The sequence below is a fragment of the Bradyrhizobium sp. USDA 4510 genome (assembly GCF_054059095.1).
In genome coordinates this window covers 96,504-117,361 of record NZ_JBSSBT010000001.1, presented here as the reverse complement: position 1 = coordinate 117,361, position 20,858 = coordinate 96,504, and the positions used below count along the sequence as shown (strand labels likewise).

Genomic DNA, 20,858 nt, shown 5'->3' with positions numbered 1-20,858 from the left:
CATCTGGTTAACCAGTTCTTACACAATGCGCGGCTAGATCGACGATGCGGTGTGGCACGCCCACACGTCCGGTCACGCTAGGTCAGAGCCTGTGCGAGCAGAGATAGCCCCGCGGCCGCTGTTGGCCGGCGATCTGATTCCTGCACTCGGCATCGCCGTGGCATCGATCGCATTCGCGCCGATCATGCAGACGGCCAACGCCGGGCTCGCGATCGTCGTCGAAAGCCTGATCGGCTGCGCCATCGTGCTCGCGGTGCCGGCCTACGCGCCGTCGATCGCCATCTTCATCATCTTCTTCCAGAACCTCTTCGTCTCGATCCTGTCGTCCTACATGACGACCGAGCAGGAGATGGATTTCGTCAAGGGCTACAATTTCCTGGTCATCGCGGTGATGTGGCTGGTCACGCTGGCGCTCTACGCGCTGCACGAGCGGAAACATTCCGCCGAGATCGACCAGATCATGAAATGGGGGTCGTTCACCCTCGCAACCGTGACGGCGTATTTCCTGCTCGGCGCCACGCAGGATTCGCACGCGGCCCTCGTCTATCTGCGCAACATTGCGCTGCCGCTGTTTCTGTTTCAGCTATCGCTGCTGACGGCCGCAACCTTCGAGATCCGCATCACGCCGTTCCTGGTGACGGTTGCGGCGCTGCTGATCGTCTGCGGATATGTCGAACTGCTGTTCCGCGATTTCTGGCTCTCCATCACCAACGGCTACACGTTCTGGCATTTCGACGAGCTGAAGGCGACCCGTTCCGGATCCTGGGAAGCCGAGATGCGCGCAACCGGCAGGGTGCCGGTGGATCTGATCGATCGCTTCCGTTTCAGCTTTCTCAACAGCCCGTTGTTCGAAGACCTCGGCCTCTCGTCGTTGCTGCGTATCTTCGGACCGAATATGAGCCCGATCAGCTTCGGTTACGGGATCGCCTTCTCCATCCTGTTCCTGTTCGCGGTCGGATATCGCTGGCTGGCCTTGGCCGCGATCCCGCTGCTGATTTGCTGTAGCGTAAAAGGCGCGCTCATCCTGGTCATCTTCGTGGCCCTGGCCTGGACGGCAACCTGGCTGCTCGGCGCCACCATCACCCTTGCCGTCGCGCTGGTCGGGCTCGTGCTGTACGCCATCGCGGCGATCTATATTGGACTCCAGATCGGCGACTTCCACGTGATCGGCTTCATGGGCGGGTGGGACGGCTTTCGGCAGAATCCGATCGGCCGCGGACTTGGCGTCGGCGGCAATCTCTCCGAAGGTTATTTCTCGATCGACTGGAACGCAGCGCAGGCGGCCGGCACGATGGACGGCGCGGTGGAGAGCGCCGTCGGCGTGCTGCTCTACCAGATGGGGATCGGCTCACTGGTGCCGCTTGGCTACTTCCTGGCGATGGCGCTGAAGGCCTGGCGGCTCTACGCCTCGTCGGGAATCCTCATCCAGGGGCTCGCCGCTTTCGGCACGATGGTCGTGCTGGTGAACGGCATCTTCCAGGAAGAGGCGCTGTTTGCGCCGCCGGCACTTGGGCTGTTGCTGTGCCTGACCGGGCTCGTGATCGGCCATCATCTGCGGACGCAGAGTGACGATCGGAAGGTCTCTGCGACCGACAGTGCTCCTCAATGAGGAGGGGCCCCGTCGCAGTGCGACCGAGGCCCCGCTCAACCCGCGCCGTCAGAGCGGCTTGATCTGCACCTTGCGGAACTTGACCACGCCCGAACCATACTGGAGCGCGATATAGCCGTTGGCGTGCTTGGAATCCTGGGCGTCGACGGTCTTCTGGCCGTTCAGCGTCACGACGAAATGCGGCCCCTGCGCCGTGATCTCGTAGACGTTCCATTTGCCGGCCGCCTTCGGCATCGGATCGACCTTGCCGACGTCGACAATCGCGCCGGTGCCGTAGGTCGGGTCCGGCCGCTTGTCGAAGATGTTGACCTCGTAGCAGACCTTGGAGTCGATCACCTTGTTGCCTTCGCAGCGGATGAAGATGCCGCTGTTGGCATCCTCGTCGGTCCAGAACTCCGCCCTGATCTGGAAATCCTTGTATTGGGTCTTGCTGACGAGATAGGAGAGATCCTTGCCGTCGAGCTTGTCGGCGACCAGCGCGCCGTCCTTCATCGCCCAATTGGCCTTGCCGACCTCGTCCCAGTCACCCTTCTTGGAGCTGTCGAGCAGCGTGACCCAGCCGTCGTCCCCCGAGGCGGCGGTGGAAAATTGCAGCGCGGCCGCACCGATCACAAGTCCCGCCGCCAGTATCGACAGATGCTTCTTCAAGGTTATCCTCCCGTCTTTTGGTTGGCGCGCAACCTATCATCGTCTGCGGCGGCGTAAATGCTTTTTCATATTGCAACTGCGTTGTGTCACGGATCGTTGCCGCAATCCTGAGATCAGACATGCACGGCGGCGTCTTGCCGGGCGGAAGCGAGGACGACTAGCATGGCGCGACGTACGGGCGCGGCAGTCGCCCGAGTAATCCGATCTGGGAGCATACCGATGACGGCGTCAAACCGACCTTGGCGATATCTGATGATGCCGTTGGCTTTTGCCGCGACGCTGAGCGTCAGCTCCGCGGCCGAGCTCAATCCGGCCGCCGTGACCTACAAGCTGCCTGATCAGATTCCCTGGAGCCCGGCTGACGCGCGCGGCGCACAGAATGCGGTCGTGGTCGGCGATCCCTCGAAGCCCGGCTTCTACATGGTCTACACCAAATGGACCAAGGGCAATCACTTCAGCCGTCCGCATTTCCATCCCAACGACCGCTACATCGTGGTGCTCAAGGGCACCTGGTGGGTGGGCTCGGGTCCAAAATTCGATCCCGATCACGGCACCGTGGCGATGCCGGCCGGCAGCTTCGTCACCCATTTCGGCAAGCAGGTGCACTGGGACGGCGCCAAGGACGAGGACGCCGTGCTGCTGATCATGGGCGAAGGCCCGGCCACCGCGACCGAGGTCGAGCAGAAGTAGCCGGAACCGGCTAGCAACCTTTGCATCCAGGCGGCGTTTCATCCCCTCATCATCATGACGAGGAAATGACGCATGGCAAACGCCGCTGATATTCGGGAAGATATGGATGTGATCTCGTCGGACAAGAAAACGGTCGGCAAGGTCGACCACATGGAAGGCACCGACCAGATCAAGCTGACCAAGCAAAGCTCGCCTGACGGTCAGCACCATCACCTCATTCCGCTGTCCTGGGTCGACCATGTCGACCAGCACGTCCACCTCAACAAATCGGGCTCCGACGTGACGGCGCATTGGCAGCACGGCCGCCAATAGCCGCGTTGCGCGAGGTGGGAGCGATGCTATCATCCCGGCCCAAGGAAGGGCCTTCGATGCATCCCGCCGCCAAGCTGCAATTTGCCCGCATCGTCGACGAGTTCGCGCGCTGGCGCGCCATTGCGGAACCGGAACGGCCGCCCGCTCCGGCCTGGTGGTGGGGGCCGGCATTCGAGATGCGCGATGCCGCCGAACCGCTGCCATCCGCCTGGAGCCGCCAGCTCCGCCTTGCCGACGGCGCGAGCTTTGCGGAGGCTGCCGTTGTGTTGCGCCAGACGTTGGCCGGCCAGGACATCCTGCCGTGGCCCTATGATTTCTCGCGCAAGGTCGCATCAACCGATTCCGACGTTCGCGACCTGCCCGTGCAGCCGTCAGACGACGGCGCGTTTCCGCCCTAGATCCGGCCCGGCCTCGCTGGTCGCCTCGCCATCCAGCGACGGCTGCAACGGCGGCGACGCCTCTGCCTGCGACGGCTTCAACAATTCGGCGAGATCGCGCGGCGGCAGCGGCCGGCTGAACAGGAAGCCCTGCATCTCGTCGCAGGCATGGGCGCGCAGGAACTCCTGCTGCTCGGAGGTCTCGACGCCCTCGGCGACGATGGTCATGCCAAGCGCCTTGCCCATCGAGATGATCGCCTGCGCGATCGCGACGTCCTCGGAATCATTGGGCAGGTCGCGCACGAAAGAGCGGTCGATCTTGATGGTGTCGATCGGGAACTGCTTCATCAGCGACATCGATGAATAGCCGGTGCCGAAATCGTCGATCGCCAGCCGAATGCCGCGATTCTGGATCGCGTCGAGCACGCGCACCGCACGCGTCACGTTGCACATCACCATGCTCTCGGTGACCTCGAGCTGGAGCAACGCCGGCGACATGCCGCTCTCCTCCAGCGCCGCGTCGATGTCGTCGAGCAAGTTCGGATCGCCGAACTGCCGCGGTGAAAGGTTGACCGCCATCGTCACGGCCCTGAGGCCGCAGCGCTGCCACGCCATGTTCTGCCCGCAGGCTTCCTTCAACACCCAGCGGCCGATCGGCACGATCAGGCCGGTCTCCTCGGCAAGCGGGATGAACTGCCCCGGCGATACCTTGCCAAGCTCGGGATGGGTCCAGCGCAGCAGCGCCTCGACGCCGCTGATCTGCCCGCTCGCCATGTCCACCTTGGGCTGATAGTCGAGCGAGAATTGCTTGCGCTCGAGTGCGCGGCGCAATGCGCTCTCCATCGTCAAGCGCTCGATCGACTGCGCCCTGATCTCGTTGGAGAAGAAGCGGAAGCCATTCTTGCCGTCTTCCTTGGCGAGATACATCGCCATGTCGGCATTCTTGGTCAGCGTCTGCACGTCCGAGCCATCGGCCGGATACATCGCGATGCCGATCGAGGCCGTGGTGTGGCACTCATGCCCGCTGAGCTGCAGCGGCTGGCTGAGCGAAACCAGAAGATCGCCGGCGATGCGCTCGACGTCGTCGCGTTCGGCGGTTTCCTCGAGGATGACCACGAACTCGTCGCCGCCGAGCCGCGCCACCACGTCGCTCGCGCGCAACGATCCACGCAGCCGCTCGGCGATCGCCACCAGCAGCATGTCGCCGGCGTCGTGGCCGAGCGAGTCGTTGATCACCTTGAAGCGGTCGAGATCGATGAACAGCACCGCGAGCTGCCGGCGATGGCGATCCGCCGCCGAGATCGCGTGATGCAGCATCTCGTTGAACGTCTCGCGGTTCGGCAGATTGGTCAGGCTGTCGTGCGAGGCAAGATATTCGATGCGCTCGTCGGCCTTGTGTTTCTCATCGGCGCGATCGAAGCTCTCGAGCGCGAACGCCAGATTGTCGGCAAGGCGCTGCAGCAATTCGGCGAACTCCGGCGTGAACGTGTCCTTGTCGATCGCGACGAAGATCATGACCCCGACCACCTGCCCGCTGACAACAAGCGGAAACGAGGCGCTGGACTGCGTTCCATCGAGCCGCGCGCGCTCATGGAAAGCGGCGGTCTCGGGATCGGCAAAATAGTCGTTGATGATGCACGCCTTGCCGGAGCGGAACGCCCGACCGCAGGCGCCGCGCCCCTCGGGGTGCGCCTCGCTGGTCGAGAGCGTCACCTGGCGCGCGCCCTCCGCCGCCGGCCCCGCAATCGCGACGATCCGCAGATAGTCGCTTCCGGTCTGCGCCAGCGCGATCGTAGTCGAGGTGAACTTGCCGCCGGTCGCCGCCGCCGCGCAGACCAGTCGATACAATTCTGCGCGGGACTTCGCCCGCATGATCGCCTCATTGGTCGCGCTCAGCGCCGCGAACATCCGCGACAGCCGCTCCTTCTGCTCGTCGTCCCGCGCCTTCTCGTCGGCGCGATCGAAATTGGCAAGCGCGAACGACACGTTCTCGGCAAGCCGCTGCAACAGCGCCATCATCTCCGGGCTGAAGGTGCCGAACTCGCTGGAGAGAAACACCAGCGCGCCGATCGCCTCGCCGTTCTTGAGCAGCGGCAGGGCTGCGCCCGATTTGCTGCCGCTGTCGCGCACGGCCGGATAGACGTGCGATTCGGGGCCGAAATCGCTGAGATAGTCGTTGCTGATGCAGGGCCTGCGCGTGCGGATCGCAACGCCGGTCAGCGTCTGTCCCTCCGGACGCGTCGCGTCGGCCGACAGCTGAACCTCTCGGGCCCGCACCCGGTCCGGGCCCGAGGCGGCCACATTGTCCAGGAAGACCTCGCCCGGCCGCACCAGCCTGATCGTGGCCGAGACGAACTGGCCGCCGACCGCCGCGGCATCGCAGACCAGATCGAACAGTTCGCTGCGGGATTTCGCCCGCATGATCGCCTCGTTGGTCGCGCTCAGCGCCGCGAACATCCGCCGCAGCCGCTCCTTCTGCTCCTCGGTCCGCGCCTTCTCGTCGGCACGGTCGAAGCTGCCGAGCGCATAGGAGACGTTGTCGGCGAGCCGCTGCAGCAGCTCGGCGAATTCAGCCGAGAAGGTGTTGCGCTTGGCGGAGATGAACAGCATCACGCCGACCGGCTCGTCGTCGACGATCAACGGGAACGCCGCGCCCGATCGCGCATCCTCGCGGTCGATGACGTCGCGGAACGGATTGCTGGCGACGTCGCCCAGAAAATCGTTGTTGATGCAGGCGCGCCGCGAGCGGAACGCCCGGCCGCAGACGCCGCGCCCTTCGGGGCGAGCCTCGCTGCGCGAGACGTTGAGGCGGCGCGCATTTGCCGCGGTAGGCCCCGCGACCGCCATCATCTCCAGGAAATCGTCGCCGGGCTTCGCGATCAGGATGCTGGTGGAGTTGAATCCGCCGCCATGCGCCGCCGCCGCGCAGACCAGCTCGAACATCTCGAGCCGCGACCTCGCGCGCATGATCGCCTCGTTGGTCGCGCTCAGCGCCGCGAACATCCGCGACAGCCGCTCGCGCTCGGCGTCGGCCTTGGCCTTTTCGGTGGCACGGCCGAAATTGTCGAGCGCGACCGAGACATTCTCGGCGATCCCCGCGAGCAGCGCGATGATCTCCTCGTCGCGCGCCCAGGAATTGCCGGTGAAGAAAATCAGGACGCCGACGCTCTTGCCGAACCGGGTGAGCGGCAGCGCCACGCAGGCCATCAGGCCGCTGCCGCCGATCGGCATATGCGACGGGCCCATCGATATCGGGATGTCGTGCTCGACGCAGGGCCGCTGGGTCCGGAACGCCTCGCCGCAAATCCCCTTGCCATAGACGTTGTCCGGATCGGTCGAGAAGCGCGTCTGGGTGATCAGGTCGAGCGCCTCGCCGGTGCCGGCGACAGGCTCGAACCAGTGCGTGTCGGGTTCGGCCAGCAGCACCACCGTCGCGAAGGACTTTCCGCTGAACACCGCGGCATCGCAGACCCGCTGATAGAGATCGTGCTCGGTCTTGGCGCGAAGGATCGCCTCGTTGGTTGCGCTGATCGCACCGAACATGCGGTTGAGCCGACGCATCGCCCGCTCGCCGCTCTTGCGCGAGGCCTCGTGGTCGAAATTATCGAGCGCGAAGGACACGTTCGCGGCCATGCGCTCCAGCAGCGAAACGGCCTCGTCGCTGAGCGAATTGATCTCGCGCCGCGTCACCATGAAGACGCCGACGCTGCGCCGGTTGCAAACCAGCGGCACCGCGGCGGCCGCCCCGACGCCGGCCGCTGCCGCGCCGCTGCGCCAAGCCGCCGAAACAGCGTCGTTGACATAGTCGTTGCGGACGCAGGCCTTCTGGTCGCGGAACGCGCGGCCGGCCACGCCTTCGCCCTCCGGGGTGTTGGCGATCGCGGAAATGGTGATGCTGCATAGTCGCGCGACATCGTCGCCGTAGCCAGCCGCGAACCTCAAGAGACCGGTATCCGGCTCCAGCAAAAACACGGTCGCGGCCAGGAAGCTCCCGCTCGAGAACGCGGCTTCGCAGACCTTGCCGTACAATTCTTCTGGTGATTTCGCGTACAGGATCGCTTCGTTGGTGGCACTCAACGCCGCGAAGGTACGCCCGATGCTCGACTGCACGATTCCTGAAGGCCCGGGGGCCAACCCCTCCAATCTGGCAGGGAACATTGCCCGCGAGAGGCCTAAGTGGTGGTTAGCGTATCCGGCAAGTTGCACGACAAAGTAAACGGCTGACGAACGCCGGCGGCGGTTTTCCGGGATATTACGGACACCGGTGTGCCAGCCTGAGGCGGAGGGTGGCGAGGCGCGGATGGACGTCCTGCTCGCGCCGCCCGAGCAGCCAAATTCCGCATCGCGACCGCGCCCGTTCCACTCCGTGAAATCGCGGCGGCGAGCACCCTGCTGGCGGTATGGCCGCCCGGATTTTTCTGCCCTTGCTCGCCCCTCGGCGCTTTGAGAGCATGACGTCGACAACAGCAAGCACGACCCGCGCATCACGCGGGCAGACCGCGAGGAAAATCCCATGCCGATCGTCCAGGCCGACCGTCTCACGCGCATCGGCGCGGCACTCCTCAAGGGTGCCGGCGCATCGGAGGAGGAAGCCAGCGCAGTCGCCTCCGGCTGCGTCAACGCCAACCTCGCCGGCCACGACTCCCACGGCGTGATCGCAATCCCGACCTATATCGACCGCATCAAGGCCGGCCACATCGTGCCCGGCGCGAAATGGACCATCGTGCAGGAGACACCGACCACGACTGTGATCGACGGTCATTGGGGCTTCGGCTTCCACGTCAACGCCAAGGCGATGGAGATGACCATCAACAAGGCGAAGACCGCCAATGTCGCGGCCTGCACGGTGTTCCGCCAAAGCCACGTCGGACGGCTCGCGCATTACCCGATGATGGCGATGCGCGAAGGCATGATCGGGATTGCGGCCGCCGATTCCGGCCGCTCGCCGAAACACGTGGCGCCGTTCGGCGGCCGCGAGGCCCGGCTCGGCACCAACCCGCTCTCGATCGCGGTGCCCTCCGACCTCGAGGCGCCATTCTATCTCGATATGGCGACCTCGGCAGTCGCCGCCGGCAAGATCCAGCTCGCGGTGGCGCGTGGCGAGAGCATCCCGAAGGGTTGGATCATCGATGCCGAGGGGCGCGACACCACTGACCCGAAAGACTACCGCAAGGGCGGCGCGCTGCTGCCGCTCGGCGGCAGCGAAGGCTACAAGGGCTCGGGCCTTGCCGCGATGATCGAGGTGCTGTGCGGCCTCCTGACCGGGCTCGGCTTCGGCGTCGAGCCGACCGGCCGACACAACGACGGCTGCTTCATGGCGGTGTTCAACGTCGCCGCATTCCGTCCGCTCATGGACTTCAGGAAGGAGGTCGCCGACTTCGCCCGCTACCTGAAATCGACGCCGCCCTCGGAAGGGAGCCGCGGCGTGTTCTATCCCGGCGAGATCGAATATCTGCGCGAGCAGCAGCGGCGCAAGGACGGCATCGAGATCGAGGATGCGACCTGGGACAAGCTCAAGGCGCTCGCCGCCGATTACAAGCTCACCGATGAGCTCGACCTTCGCTGATAGTTGCGGACACAGGAGAACGACATGACACGGCAAATGGCGCTGGTTGGCTTTTTGCAGGCGCAGAACTGCACCAACCTGCCGAGCTCCTGGCGTCACCCGGAATCGCGCGACGATTCGATGTCGGCGGACTACTATCAGGAGATCGCGCGCATCCTGGAGCGCGGCAAGTTCCACATGGCGTTCTTCGACGATCGCCTCGCAATGCCCGATCGCTACGGCAACGATCACGCCCACACCGTCGAATACGGCATCCGCTGCGTGAAGATGGACCCGATCGTGGTGCTGACCACGATGGGCATGGTCACCACCAAGCTCGGCCTCGCCTCGACCGCCTCCACCACCTATTTCGAGCCGTTCGACGTCGCCCGCCGTTTCGCCACGCTCGACCTGATGACGGGTGGCCGCGCCGCCTGGAACGTGGTGACGTCGGTCAATGACGGCGAAGCGCTCAACATGGGCCGCGAGCAGCATCTCGAGCACGACCATCGCTATGACCGCGCCGACGAGTTCATGGAGGTGGTGCTCGGCCACTGGGACGCCTGGGAAGACGGTTCGCTGCTGATCGACAAGAAGAGCGGCCGCTTCGCCGATCCGACCAAGGTGAAGCGGCTCGACCACAAGGGCACATTCTTCACCTCGCGCGGCCCGTTCACGGTGCCGCGCTCGCCGCAGGGCCATCCCGTCGTGATCCAGGCCGGCGCCTCCGGCCGCGGCCAGCGCTTTGCCGGGCGTTGGGGTGAGGTGATCTTCACCGCGGCGCGCAACCTCGCCAATGCCAGGCAGGGCTATGACGCGATCCGGGGCGAAGCCGCCAAGGCCGGGCGCGATCCCGACCAGATGTTCCTCTGCAATCTGATCACGCCGGTCACCGGCGCGACCAAGGCCGAGGCCGAGGACCGGATGGCGGTGATCCAGAAGCTGCCGCTCGAGATCGACGCGTTGTCGCTGCTCGCCGAAGGCCTCAACTTCGATTTCGGCGCCAAACCGATCGACGAGCCGCTAACCACCGAGGAGTTGCAGGGCATGCAAGGCATGCTCGGCATCCGCGACGGCGTGCTGCGCACCTCCGGCAAGACCAATCCCTCGACCCGCGACTTCATCACCTTCTCCGGCCGCGGCCAGGTGCAGGACGCGATGGTCGGCGGCCCGAAGGAGATCGCCGACCGGCTGGAGGAGATGTTTGTCAATCGCGGCTGCGACGGCTTCGTCGTCGCGGCGAGCTACGTGCCGGGCTCCTATGCCGACTTCGTCAACCACGTGGTGCCCGAACTGCAGAAGCGCGGGCTGTTCCACAAGGACTACGCCGGCACGACGCTGCGCGAAAATCTCGGGCTCAAGCGCCCGGCCGCGGGCGCCTGGAAGACCCGCACGCAGGCCGCGGAATAGAGGGACATCATCATGCGCTGGCTGAAATTCACCGCCGCAGGCAATACATCCTGGGGCCTCGTCGAGGGCGACACCGTCACCACCGTCAACGGCGATCCGTTCGGCGAATGGAGCAAGACGTCGAAGACGCATGCGTTGAAGGACGTCAAGATCGAGCTGCCGCTGATCCCGCGCACCTTCTACTGCGTCGGGCTGAATTATTTGAAGCACCTCAAAGAGGCCGCCGACAAGGCCGGCACCGTGCCGAACGTTCCCGATCGTCCCGAGATCGGCTACCGCGCGCAGAACGCGCTGATCGCCCATGACGAGAACGTCGTGATCCCCGCGAGCGCGACCGAGAAGATCCATTACGAGGGCGAGCTCGTCGTCGTGATCGGCAAGACCGCCAAGCACCTGACCGAGGCCAACGCGATGGACTGCGTGTTCGGCTACACCATCGGCAACGACGTCTCCGAACGCAGCTGGCAGAAGGCGGATCGCGGGCTGTGGCGTGCCAAGAACGCCGATACCTTCAAGCCGATGGGCCCGTGGATCGAGACCGATGTCGACCTCGACCGCATGGAGACCGCGATCCGCGTCAACGGCAAGGAAACCGGCCGCTTCCACACCAACGAGATGATCTTCGGCATCGTCCCGTTCCTCGTCGAACTGACCAAATATTTCACGCTGTCGCCCGGCGACGTGATCTGGATGGGCACCGACGGCGCCTCGCCGGACCTGAAGGACGGCGACGTGGTCGAGATCGACATCACCGGCATCGGCACGCTGCGGAACAGGTTCGTGAGGGAGAAGGTGTGAGGCGGCTTGCACCACTTTAGAGCCGTCATCCTGAGGTGCTCGCGAAGCGAGCCTCGAAGGATGCACGGCCGCCGCTCCATCCTTGCGTCGAGAGCCGGGCCGTCGTGCTTCGAGGCTCGCTGCGCTCGCACCTCAGCATGACGGTGATGGACCGGGTCGCTTCTCTCTCCATTTGTCGTCCCGGCTTTCGCCGGCACGACGGCGAGTTTGTGGCGCCGCTGGTGGATCACACACTCGCATTCTCGCGACGGCATTTGCCCGACGGGCCATCGTGACGTGATCACACAGCCGTTCGCATCGTGACAACACAGGGCAAAGCGCAATAAGGTCCGCGCGCACTCATCAGACAAGTCAGCCATGCCACTTTCACGCCGAACGTTGCTTCAGGGCTCCCTGCTATCGGCCGCAGGGATCGTTTGCGGGCCGTCGACCGCCCTTGCCGAGCAGCCCGCGGAGCTTCCGACGTCGGAGCAACGCAAGCAGATGGCTGACCTGGCCGCCGACTTCATGAAGGACTACGATGTACCGGGTCTTTCGATCGCGATCGCAATCAAGGGAAAGCCGGCTTATGTCGAGGCGTTCGGGGTTGCGGATCGGGAGACCGGCGAAGCATTGACCCCGCAACACCGCTTCCGGATCGCGAGCATATCGAAGCCTGTGACCTCGACCGGGATCTTCACCCTGATCGAGGCCGGCAAATTGCGGCTCGGCGACTATGTGTTCGGCGCAAGCTCCATTCTCGGCAAGGACTATCCGACGACACCCACGCTGCCAAGCTTGATGCCACCCGGCTCGTCTCGCTCCCATGTCGAGCAGATCACGGTCGAGCATCTCTTGACCCACACCACCGGGACCTGGGGAAACCAGTCTCGCGATCCGATGTTCATGAACCAGAACCTGAAGCATCGCGAACTGATCAGCTGGACGCTGGAGCATATGCCGCTCACCAGTCCGCCAGGCGAAGCCTATGCCTATTCGAACTTCGGCTATTGCATCCTCGGCCGCGTGATCGAAAAGCTGAGCGGCCAGAGCTACGAGCAATACATCAAGGACGCCGTCCTGAAGCGATGCGGCATCACCGACATGCAGATCGCCGGCAATACGCTGGGCGAGCGCGCAAGCAACGAAGTGAAATACTACAGCCAGACCGGCGATCCGTACCGGATGAACGTCGCCCGGATGGATTCGCACGGCGGCTGGATTGCGACGCCGGGCGATTTGACGACGCTGTTCGTCCATATCGACGGCTTCAAGGACACTGAGCAGCTGCTGACCGACCGACAGCCTCCGCGTCATGAGCACCCCCAGCGCCATCAACCCCCGCTACGCCAAGGGCCTGTTCGTCACCGCGAACAATAATTGGTGGCACAGCGGCCTGTTGGACGGAACGACGACGATCTCGGTGCGAACCAGCGGCGATTTCTGCTGGTCGGCGTTCACCAATACCAGGTCGCGGGAAGGCATGACCCGCGCCCTCGACCTGCTGGTCTGGCACATGGTCAAGACGGTGCCTGACTGGCATCCTCAGAAGCGCGCCTAGACCCTCCCGTCATTCCGAGATGACGTGAACGAGCAATGCAAATCCGGGCTCTCCTCACCGCGCGGCCCGCGGCCTGCTCTTCACGTGATCGATGAAGGCGCGCAGCTTCGGCATGATCTGGCGATGGCCGGGATAGTAGAGGAACACGCCCGGCGTCGTCGGCGCGAATGGCTCCAGCACGCGGACGAGCTTCTTCTCCTTGACGGCGCCTGATATCAGCGGTGCGGGGACTTGCGCGAGGCCCACGCCTTCGATGGCGGCGCCGACCAGCGTCGGAAAATCATGGCCGATGAAGGATCCCGACACGGCAAGCTCGATCGAACGGCCATTGTCGTTCAGCGACCACGGCGCGAGCCCTCCGTTCGACCGCCGGAGCCGCAGGCACGCGTGCGCGCGCAGATCGTCCGGCCGCTTGGGGCGGCCGCGGCGCGCGAGATAGTCCGGGCTGCCGACGATGGCGAACGGGAACGGCTTGGTCAGGCGCACCGCGACCATGTCCGGATTGATGAACTGGCCCATCCGGATGCCCGCATCGAAGCCGCCGGCGGCGAGGTCGACCAATTCCTCGCTGGCGGCGAGCTCGACCTCGATCTCGGGATAGGCCTTGCAGAACGAGGCGATCAGCGGCTCGAGCAGGATCGGCACCACCGAGCGCGGCACGGTGAGACGCAACAGCCCGGCGGGCTTCTGCCCGAGCTCCCGCGCCGCCCCGCTCGCCGCGACCAGCTCCTCGAATGCCGGTCTTGCGCGCGCCAGAAACCGTTCGCCGGCGTCGGTCAGTCCGACGCTGCGGGTGGTGCGGATGAACAGCACCGCGCCGAGGCGCGCCTCGAGGGCGCGCACCGCCTGGCTGATCGCCGATGGCGTGACGCCGAGCTCGGCCGCCGCACGGCGAAAACTGCGGTGCTGGGCGACGGCAAGGAATGCCTCGACGCCGTCGAGCGCGCCCTGCCGGACTGTGAAGTTCTGCTTCATGGCCCGTGAACATTATCGCGAATAGTCGCTCGCGGAAAGCTGCCTTACATCGGAGCCACAAGCGGCAGCAACGCGACGCGCGCTGCTCACGCGACATCACGACATCCGTCGTGAACGGAGACATGCGACCGATGCAAGCAATCCGTCACACAATCCTGGCTCTCACCCTCACTCTGACAGGCGCCACCATCATGACCGCTCCCTCCCCTGCTCAAGCCCAAGTACAGGCACAAGCCGCCTCCACCATCACCACAGGCGTGATGGTCATCCTCACTGCGAAAGCCGGCGTCACCCGCGATCAGGTGATGGCCGTGATGCCGGACGAAATCCGGCAGACCGTGCAGCTCTATCTCAACGGCAAGATTCGCGAATGGTATTCGCGCTCCGACGGGCGCGGCGTGGTCTTGCTGCTCGACGCCAAGGATGTATCCGAGGCGCACGCGATCATGGAAGGGCTGCCGTTGTCCAAGCTCGATCTGATGGATCACGAGTACATCGGGGTCGGCCCGCTGCTGCCGCTCCGCCTGCTCGTCGCCAAGCCCTGAGCGTCAAGGTCCTGAACGCAAGCCAACCGAACCGATCGACAACAAGGAAATCCGCCGATGCCCCCGGGCTTCAATCTTCCATTCGTCCTCAGCGTCGCCGGCGGGTTTCTGACAAGTGCCGTCGTGGCCGTCACCTACGTCTGGCCGGCGATCCGCGCGATGCCACGTGACAACGCGCTCCGACTGCTCGCAGCGTTCCATGCGTTCAGGTTCCTGGGCATGAACTTCATGGTGGCCGGGTTCGTGTCGCCGCAGTTGAGCACGGATTTCGCAAGCGAGGTCGGATGGGGCGATCTCGTCGCCGCCGTTCTCGCGCTGCTTGCGATGGCGGCGCTGTCCTGGCGGTGGGCGATCGCGATTCCGATCGTCTGGGTCTTCAACATCTGGGGCACGCTGGACCTTCTCAACGCCTATTACAACGGCGTGAAGATCGGCGATCCCGGCCTGTTCGGCGCCGGCATCTATATTCCGGCGCTCTATGTGCCGCTGCTGCTGGTCAGCCATGTCATGGTGTTCATGATTCTGTTGAAGACCAAGTCGACAGAACAGGCAGCATGACCCGTATCTTCGTAGGATGGGTAGAGCGTAGCGAAACCCATCAAGTCGAACCCGCGGCACCAGGATGGGTTTCGCTTCGCTCTACCCATCCTACCGACTGGTTCGACCGTCATCCCCGCGCAAAGGCTTCGCCTTTGTCGCTGGAGGTGCGAGCCTTGCGGCGCACTTGCGCCGCTGGGCGAGCCTCGAAGGATGCACGGCCGGGCTGGAAGGCCGTTCGCCCTTCGAGACGGCCGCTACGCGGCCTCCTCAGGGTGACGGGACAAAATTGAGCGCGCGGCCCCATCATCGTCGTCACCTCAAAACGGCAACGCCACGCCGGTCTTGATCTCCTTCAGGATCACGTTGGTGCGGACGTGGCGGATACCGGGAATGCGGAACATGAACTCGTCGAGGAATTTGTTGTAGGCGTCCATGTCGCGCACCACGACGCGCAGATGATAGTCGGCGTCGCCGGTGGTCGCGAAGCATTCCAGCACTTCGCGGCGCTTCATCACCCGCGCGACGAACTCGTCGACGAATTTGACGTCGTGGCGCTCGAGCGAAACGTGCAGGATCGCCGAGGTCGCAAAGCCTGCGCGCTCGCGCGCGACCAGCGCCGAATAGCCCGAGATGACACCGGACTCTTCCAGCGCACGAACCCGGCGCCAGCACGCCGAGGTCGACATCCCGACGGTTTCCGCAAGCTGCTGGTTGGTGGCGCGGCCGTCCTTCTGCAGTTCGGCGAGGATTTTCTCGTCCTGCTCTTCGACCATTGCGAGGCCCTCGATTTGGTAGATCCTACCGAACTACATCGTTCTCAGCAATATCCTGCCGATTTTTCCGCGACAAATGAATGGATAGGTAAGACCTACCACGCCCACAGGCATAGCCTTGTCGGATCAGACATCGCGAATCCCGGAGAGGTCAGTCATGGGCCAGATGCCGTTGCTCGACGCCTATCAGCTGTCCGAGCGCTACAGCCGCGACCGCGGCCGCGTCTTCCTCACCGGCACGCAAGCGATCGTCCGCATCGTGCTCGACCAGGCGCGGCGCGACCGCGCTGCCGGCCTCAACACCGCGGGCTTCATCTCCGGCTATCGCGGCTCGCCGCTCGGCGGCGTCGATCTCGAACTGTGGAAGATCGGCGAGCAGCTCAAGGACAGCCGCATCGAATTCCTGCCCGCGGTGAATGAGGACCTCGCGGCGACCGCCGTACTCGGCTCGCAGCAGGTCGAGACGCAAAGAGATCGCGAGGTCGATGGCGTGTTCGCCCTTTGGTACGGCAAGGGCCCCGGCGTCGACCGTTCCGGCGATGCGCTGAAGCACGGCAATGCCTATGGCTCCTCGCCGCGTGGCGGCGTGCTCGTCGTCGCGGGCGACGACCATGGCTGCGTGTCGTCCTCGATGCCTCATCAGTCCGACGTCGCCTTCATGAGCTGGTTCATGCCGACGCTGCATCCGGCCGATATCGGCGAATATCTCGCATTCGGCGAGTATGGGTACGCGCTGAGCCGGTTCTCCGGCATGTGGGTCGGCTTCAAGGCGATCTCGGAGATCGTGGAGTCCGGCGCCTCGGTCGAGCTGCGGCCGCCGCGCCGTTTCGTGCAACCGGATTTCGTGCCGCCGCCCGGCGGCCTGCATTATCGCTGGCCGGATCTGCCGGGCCCGCAGATCGAGGAACGGCTGGAGGCGAAGAAGCACGCGGTCTACGCCTTCGCGAAAGCCAATCCGATCGATCGCCACATCTACGACATCAAGGATGCGAGCTACGGCATCGTCACCACGGGCAAGGCGCATCTCGATCTGATGGAGGCGCTGCGGTTGGTCGGGCTGGATGAAGCCGCGTGCCGCCGCTTCGGCATCGACATCTACAAGATCGGCATGGTGTGGCCGCTGGCGCTGCACGATGCGATGGAGTTCGTGAAAGGCAAGCGCGAGATCCTCGTGGTCGAGGAGAAGCGCGGCATCATCGAGAGCCAGTTCAAGGAGTATTTCTACGACTATCCCGGCGCCAAGCCGGACCGGATGGTCGGCAAACATGACGAGAGCGGCGCGCGGCTGATCTCCTGGACCGGCGAATTGTCGCCGCGCATGCTCGCCGACGTGCTGGCGCGCCGGCTCGACCCGATGTTTCCGGAATTGCAACTCGCTCGCCGCGTTGCCGCGCTGGTGCCCGAACAGGACCGCATGATCGCGGTGCCGGGCGCGACCCGTACGCCGTATTTCTGCTCGGGCTGCCCGCATAACACCTCGACGAAAGTGCCCGAGGGCTCCAAGGCGCTGGCCGGCATCGGCTGCCATTTCATGGCAAGCTGGATGGACCGCGAGACCTCGTCGCTGATCCAGATGGGCGGCGAAGGCGTCAACTGGGCGGCGTCATCGAAATTCACCGGCAACAGCCACGTCTTCCAGAATCTCGGCGAAGGCACCTACTATCACTCCGGCTCGATGGCGATCCGGCAGGCGATCTCTGCGAAAGCCAACATCACCTACAAGATCCTGTTCAATGACGCGGTGGCGATGACCGGCGGCCAGCCGGTCGACGGCCCGGTCAGCGTGCAGGCGATCGCGCACTCTGTCCGCGCCGAGGGCGTCGCGCGGATCGCGCTGGTGTCGGACGATCCCGCGCATTTCTCGCCGGTGGATCTGCCCGCCGGCGTCACCATCCATCCGCGCGAGGCGATGGATGCCGTGCAGCGCGAGCTGCGCGCAATTCCCGGCGTCACCGTGCTGATCTATCAGCAGACCTGCGCCACCGAGAAGCGGCGGCGGCGCAAGCGCGGCACGATCGGGGATCCCGCGCGCTTCGCCTACATCAACGACCTCGTCTGCGAGGGCTGTGGCGACTGCTCGGTGGAATCCAACTGCCTCAGCGTCGAGCCGAAGGAAACGCCGTTCGGCCGCAGGCGCCGGATCAACCTCTCAACCTGCAACAAGGACTTTTCCTGTCTCAACGGCTTCTGCCCGAGCTTCGTCACCATCGAGGGCGGCAAGCGGCGGGCGAAGAGCGCGAGCGCGATCGATCCGCTGGCGCGCGCAGCCGCGCTGCCGGTACCGGAGCTTGCGGGACTGGAGCGGCCCTATGATCTCCTTGTCACCGGCGTCGGCGGCACCGGCGTCATCACGGTCGGCGCATTGATCGCGATGGCCGCGCATCTCGAGGGCCGCGGCGTCTCGGTGCTCGACTTCACCGGTTTTGCGCAGAAGTTCGGCCCCGTGCTGAGCTACCTGCGGCTGGCGGTTACGCCCGACGCGCTGCATCAGGTGCGGATCGACCAGGGCGCGGCTGACGCGCTGATCGGTTGCGACCTCGTGGTGAGCTCGTCGGCAAAAGCATCCGGCACCTATCGCAAGGGAATGCGCGCCGCGGTCAATATCGCCGAGATGCCGACCGGCGACGTGGTGCGCTTTCGCGATGCCGACCTCGCCTCGCCGGTTCGCTTGCGCGCGATCGAGCGAGTGATCGGGTCGGGCAACCTCACCATGATCGACGCCAACGCGCTGGCCGAGCGGCTGCTCGGCGACAGCGTCTTTGCCAACATCATGATGCTCGGCTTCGCCTGGCAGCAGGGCCTGGTGCCGGTCTCGCTGGAGGCGCTGACGCGCGCGATCGAATTGAACGGCGTCGCCATCGAGCGCAACAGGCAGGCGCTGGCCTGGGGCCGGATCGCCTTCGCCGATCCGGAGTTCTTGCCGAAGGCCGACGGTGCTGCGGCCGATGTCCCGGAGACGCTGGAGCAGGTGATCGCGAGGCGCGCCGATTTCCTCAGGGCGTATCAGGACGAGGCCTATGCCGCGCGCTATCGGGCGACAATCTACCGCGTGCGTCGCGCCGAAGTGGCGCTCAGCAGCGAGACCTTGACCGACGCCGTGGCCCGGTCGCTGTTCAAGCTGATGGCTTACAAGGACGAATACGAAGTGGCGCGGCTGCATATGCAGAGCGGCTTCCTCGACGAGCTCAGCCAGGAATTCGACGGCGACTTCACGGTGCAATATCACCTTGCGCCGCCGTTCCTGCCAGCGCGGCGCGATGCACGGGGACGGCCGAGGAAGCGCGCGTTCGGACAGTGGATCCAGACGCCGCTGCGGTTGCTCGCGAGCCTGAAAGGGCTGCGCGGCACACCCTTCGACCTGTTCGGCTACGCCGCGGAGCGCCGCACCGAGCGCGAGCTGATTACCTGGTATGAGGCGCTGATCGAGACCATGCTCGGCAAGCTCGACAAGGCACGGCTGCCCGATCTCGTCGCGCTGGCAAAGGCGCCGATGGAGATCCGCGGCTATGGGTCGGTGAAAGACGCCGCGATCGAAAAGACCAGGGCGGAGGTTGCGCGGCTCACCGCGCGACTTGCCTCCGCCCCGTCAGACCAAGGCGACGGCTCAGGCCGCCGCGCGGCGCTTGGCGGGTGATATCAGGCCGACCACGACAGTCGCGAGCACCGCCACGACGATGTTGAGCAGCAACGCGCCGAGGCCGACATAGAAGCTGTAGCTGGCATCGCCGAGCGAGATGCTGGCGAGCGGCTTCAGCCCGTTGCTCCACGCCGTATACGTGCCCCAGCCGATGCCGACCGCCCAGCCGAGCAGCAGCCCTTCGGCGCGGAACCAGACGGTGAACAGCCCGAACACCAGCGCCGGCAGCGTCTGCACGATCCAGAGGCCGCCAAGCAGTTGCAGGTCGAGCGCATATTGCGTCGGCAGGAACAAGATGAAGGCGAGCGCACCGACCTTGACCACCAGCGATGTGATCTTCGCCACCGACGCCTCACCGGCGTGCGAGATGTCCGGGTTGACGTAGGACTTCCAGACATTGCGCGTGAACAGGTTGGCGGCGCCGATGCTCATCACCGCCGCCGGCACCAGCGCGCCGATCGCGATCGCCGAGAACGCAAAGCCCGCGAACCATTCCGGGAACAGCGTCTTGAACAGCATCGGCACCACGTCGTTCGGCGAAGTCACCTTGATGCCGGCGGCATAGGCCATGTAGCCGAGCAGCGCGATCAGGCCGAGCAAGAGCGTATAGGCCGGCAGCAGGATCGCATTCTTGCGGATGGTATCCGCCGACTTCGAGGCGAAGATGCCGGTCAGCGTGTGCGGGTACATGAAGGCGGCGAGCGCCGAGCCCAGCGCCAGCGTCGCATAGGGCAGATACTGTCCGGGCTTCAACGTCAGGCCGGTGGCGCCGCCCTTCGCCGTGAAGGCGTCGTTGGCGGCCGAGAACACCGCGCCGTAGCCGCCGAGCTTCGCGGGCACCACGACCACGGCGGCCAGCACCACGATGTAGATCATGATGTCCTTGACGAAGGCGATCAGCGCCGGCGCGCGCAGGCCGGAGCTATAGGTATAGAGCGCGAGGATCACGAAGGCGGCGATGATCGGCAGTTCGCCGGATAGCCCCATCGCCTTGATCACGACCTCCATGCCGATCAGCTGCAACGCGATGTAGGGCATGGTCGCGACCAGGCCGGTCAGCGCCACCGCGAGCTCGAGCGCGCGCGAGCCATAGGCGCCGTGGACGACATCGGCGGCGGTGACGTAGCCGTTCGCATGCGCCTTCTTCCACAGCACCGGCATGACAGCGAACACGAAGGGATAGACGATGATGGTGTAGGGCAGCGCGAAGAAGCCGTAGGCACCGACCGCGTAGACCAGCGCCGGCACCGCGATCACGGTGTAGGCGGTGTAGAAATCGCCGCCGACCAGGAACCAGGTGATCCAGGTGCCGAACTGGCGACCGCCGAGGCCCCATTCGTCGAGATGCTCGCTGACCGGGCCGGATTTCCAGCGCGCCGCGAAGAAGCCCATCACGGTGACGAGCGCGAAAAAGAAGATGAAGACGGAGAGCGCCACCCAGGCGATGTGATCGGTCATG

17 protein-coding genes are annotated in these 20,858 nt (G+C 65.0%); 12 read left to right on the top strand and 5 right to left on the bottom strand.

Translation table 11 applies throughout. The features are described from left to right. Window positions 1–121: 121 nt before the first annotated feature. On the top strand, window positions 122–1,609 hold the full coding sequence (locus ACVMDN_RS00550; protein ID WP_076827580.1) for a hypothetical protein: 1,488 nt from the start codon (window positions 122–124) through the stop codon (window positions 1,607–1,609). A 48-nt stretch (window positions 1,610–1,657) separates the two neighbouring features. Here the strand turns inward: ACVMDN_RS00550 and ACVMDN_RS00545 are convergent, their stop codons facing one another. Continuing rightward, the gene (locus tag ACVMDN_RS00545; RefSeq protein ID WP_057015457.1) at window positions 1,658–2,257 is read right to left on the bottom strand and encodes a 3-keto-disaccharide hydrolase; all 600 of its coding nucleotides are present in this window, start codon (window positions 2,255–2,257) and stop codon (window positions 1,658–1,660) included. A gap of 252 nt (window positions 2,258–2,509) precedes the next feature. Between ACVMDN_RS00545 and ACVMDN_RS00540 the strand changes: the two genes are divergently transcribed. The 3 genes from ACVMDN_RS00540 (at window position 2,510) to ACVMDN_RS00530 (ending at window position 3,657) form a co-directional block, all read left to right on the top strand. Beyond that, window positions 2,510–2,947: a cupin domain-containing protein gene (locus ACVMDN_RS00540; RefSeq protein ID WP_057015484.1), complete on the top strand. Its 438-nt coding sequence runs from the start codon at window positions 2,510–2,512 to the stop codon at window positions 2,945–2,947. A 72-nt stretch (window positions 2,948–3,019) separates the two neighbouring features. Continuing rightward, window positions 3,020–3,259, top strand: a complete 240-nt coding sequence (locus tag ACVMDN_RS00535; RefSeq protein WP_076827582.1) for a DUF2171 domain-containing protein — start codon at window positions 3,020–3,022, stop codon at window positions 3,257–3,259. Window positions 3,260–3,315: 56 nt separating this feature from the next. Then, the gene (locus ACVMDN_RS00530; RefSeq protein ID WP_076827584.1) at window positions 3,316–3,657 is read left to right on the top strand and encodes a hypothetical protein; all 342 of its coding nucleotides are present in this window, start codon (window positions 3,316–3,318) and stop codon (window positions 3,655–3,657) included. Here the strand turns inward: ACVMDN_RS00530 and ACVMDN_RS00525 are convergent. Beyond that, window positions 3,631–7,746, bottom strand: coding sequence for a bifunctional diguanylate cyclase/phosphodiesterase (locus ACVMDN_RS00525; RefSeq protein ID WP_456835785.1), 4,116 nt, complete (start codon window positions 7,744–7,746; stop codon window positions 3,631–3,633). The two genes, ACVMDN_RS00530 and ACVMDN_RS00525, sit on opposite strands and share 27 nt — an antisense overlap. 403 nt (window positions 7,747–8,149) lie before the next feature. On the opposite strand from ACVMDN_RS00525, the gene ACVMDN_RS00520 reads away from it, so the two are divergent. The 5 genes from ACVMDN_RS00520 to ACVMDN_RS00500 all read left to right on the top strand — a co-directional run bounded on the left by ACVMDN_RS00520 (window position 8,150) and on the right by ACVMDN_RS00500 (window position 12,929). Then, window positions 8,150–9,202 carry an Ldh family oxidoreductase gene (locus ACVMDN_RS00520; protein WP_057015461.1) on the top strand — a complete coding sequence of 351 codons (1,053 nt, stop codon included), beginning with the start codon at window positions 8,150–8,152 and terminating at the stop codon, window positions 9,200–9,202. A 24-nt stretch (window positions 9,203–9,226) separates the two neighbouring features. Then, window positions 9,227–10,591 (top strand): LLM class flavin-dependent oxidoreductase, encoded by a 1,365-nt coding sequence (locus ACVMDN_RS00515; RefSeq protein WP_076827588.1) that lies wholly within the window; start codon window positions 9,227–9,229, stop codon window positions 10,589–10,591. A gap of 12 nt (window positions 10,592–10,603) precedes the next feature. Continuing rightward, on the top strand, window positions 10,604–11,389 hold the full coding sequence (locus tag ACVMDN_RS00510; RefSeq protein WP_076827590.1) for a fumarylacetoacetate hydrolase family protein: 786 nt from the start codon (window positions 10,604–10,606) through the stop codon (window positions 11,387–11,389). Between the two features lie 483 nt (window positions 11,390–11,872). Then, window positions 11,873–12,748, top strand: coding sequence for a serine hydrolase domain-containing protein (locus tag ACVMDN_RS00505; protein WP_244558803.1), 876 nt, complete (start codon window positions 11,873–11,875; stop codon window positions 12,746–12,748). Then, window positions 12,684–12,929 (top strand): hypothetical protein, encoded by a 246-nt coding sequence (locus ACVMDN_RS00500; protein WP_244558804.1) that lies wholly within the window; start codon window positions 12,684–12,686, stop codon window positions 12,927–12,929. The genes ACVMDN_RS00505 and ACVMDN_RS00500 overlap by 65 nt, the downstream gene beginning before the upstream one ends. 54 nt (window positions 12,930–12,983) lie before the next feature. Here ACVMDN_RS00500 and ACVMDN_RS00495 read toward each other — a convergent pair whose 3' ends face one another. Continuing rightward, window positions 12,984–13,904: a LysR family transcriptional regulator gene (locus ACVMDN_RS00495; RefSeq protein WP_076827592.1), complete on the bottom strand. Its 921-nt coding sequence runs from the start codon at window positions 13,902–13,904 to the stop codon at window positions 12,984–12,986. Between the two features lie 191 nt (window positions 13,905–14,095). Between ACVMDN_RS00495 and ACVMDN_RS00490 the strand changes: the two genes are divergently transcribed. Then, window positions 14,096–14,449, top strand: a complete 354-nt coding sequence (locus tag ACVMDN_RS00490) for a hypothetical protein (protein WP_310885481.1) — start codon at window positions 14,096–14,098, stop codon at window positions 14,447–14,449. Window positions 14,450–14,506: 57 nt separating this feature from the next. After that, window positions 14,507–15,007 (top strand): hypothetical protein, encoded by a 501-nt coding sequence (locus ACVMDN_RS00485; RefSeq protein WP_076827596.1) that lies wholly within the window; start codon window positions 14,507–14,509, stop codon window positions 15,005–15,007. A gap of 299 nt (window positions 15,008–15,306) precedes the next feature. Here ACVMDN_RS00485 and ACVMDN_RS00480 read toward each other — a convergent pair whose 3' ends face one another. Then, window positions 15,307–15,762 (bottom strand): Lrp/AsnC family transcriptional regulator, encoded by a 456-nt coding sequence (locus ACVMDN_RS00480; RefSeq protein ID WP_057015467.1) that lies wholly within the window; start codon window positions 15,760–15,762, stop codon window positions 15,307–15,309. A gap of 157 nt (window positions 15,763–15,919) precedes the next feature. Here ACVMDN_RS00480 and ACVMDN_RS00475 point away from each other — a divergent pair, with 157 nt between their 5' ends. Beyond that, window positions 15,920–19,396 carry an indolepyruvate ferredoxin oxidoreductase family protein gene (locus ACVMDN_RS00475; RefSeq protein ID WP_141339599.1) on the top strand — a complete coding sequence of 1,159 codons (3,477 nt, stop codon included), beginning with the start codon at window positions 15,920–15,922 and terminating at the stop codon, window positions 19,394–19,396. Here ACVMDN_RS00475 and mctP read toward each other — a convergent pair. Beyond that, window positions 19,367–20,857 (bottom strand): monocarboxylate uptake permease MctP, encoded by a 1,491-nt coding sequence (gene mctP, locus ACVMDN_RS00470; RefSeq protein ID WP_076827599.1) that lies wholly within the window; start codon window positions 20,855–20,857, stop codon window positions 19,367–19,369. The genes ACVMDN_RS00475 and mctP overlap by 30 nt on opposite strands. Window position 20,858: the final 1 nt, after the last annotated feature.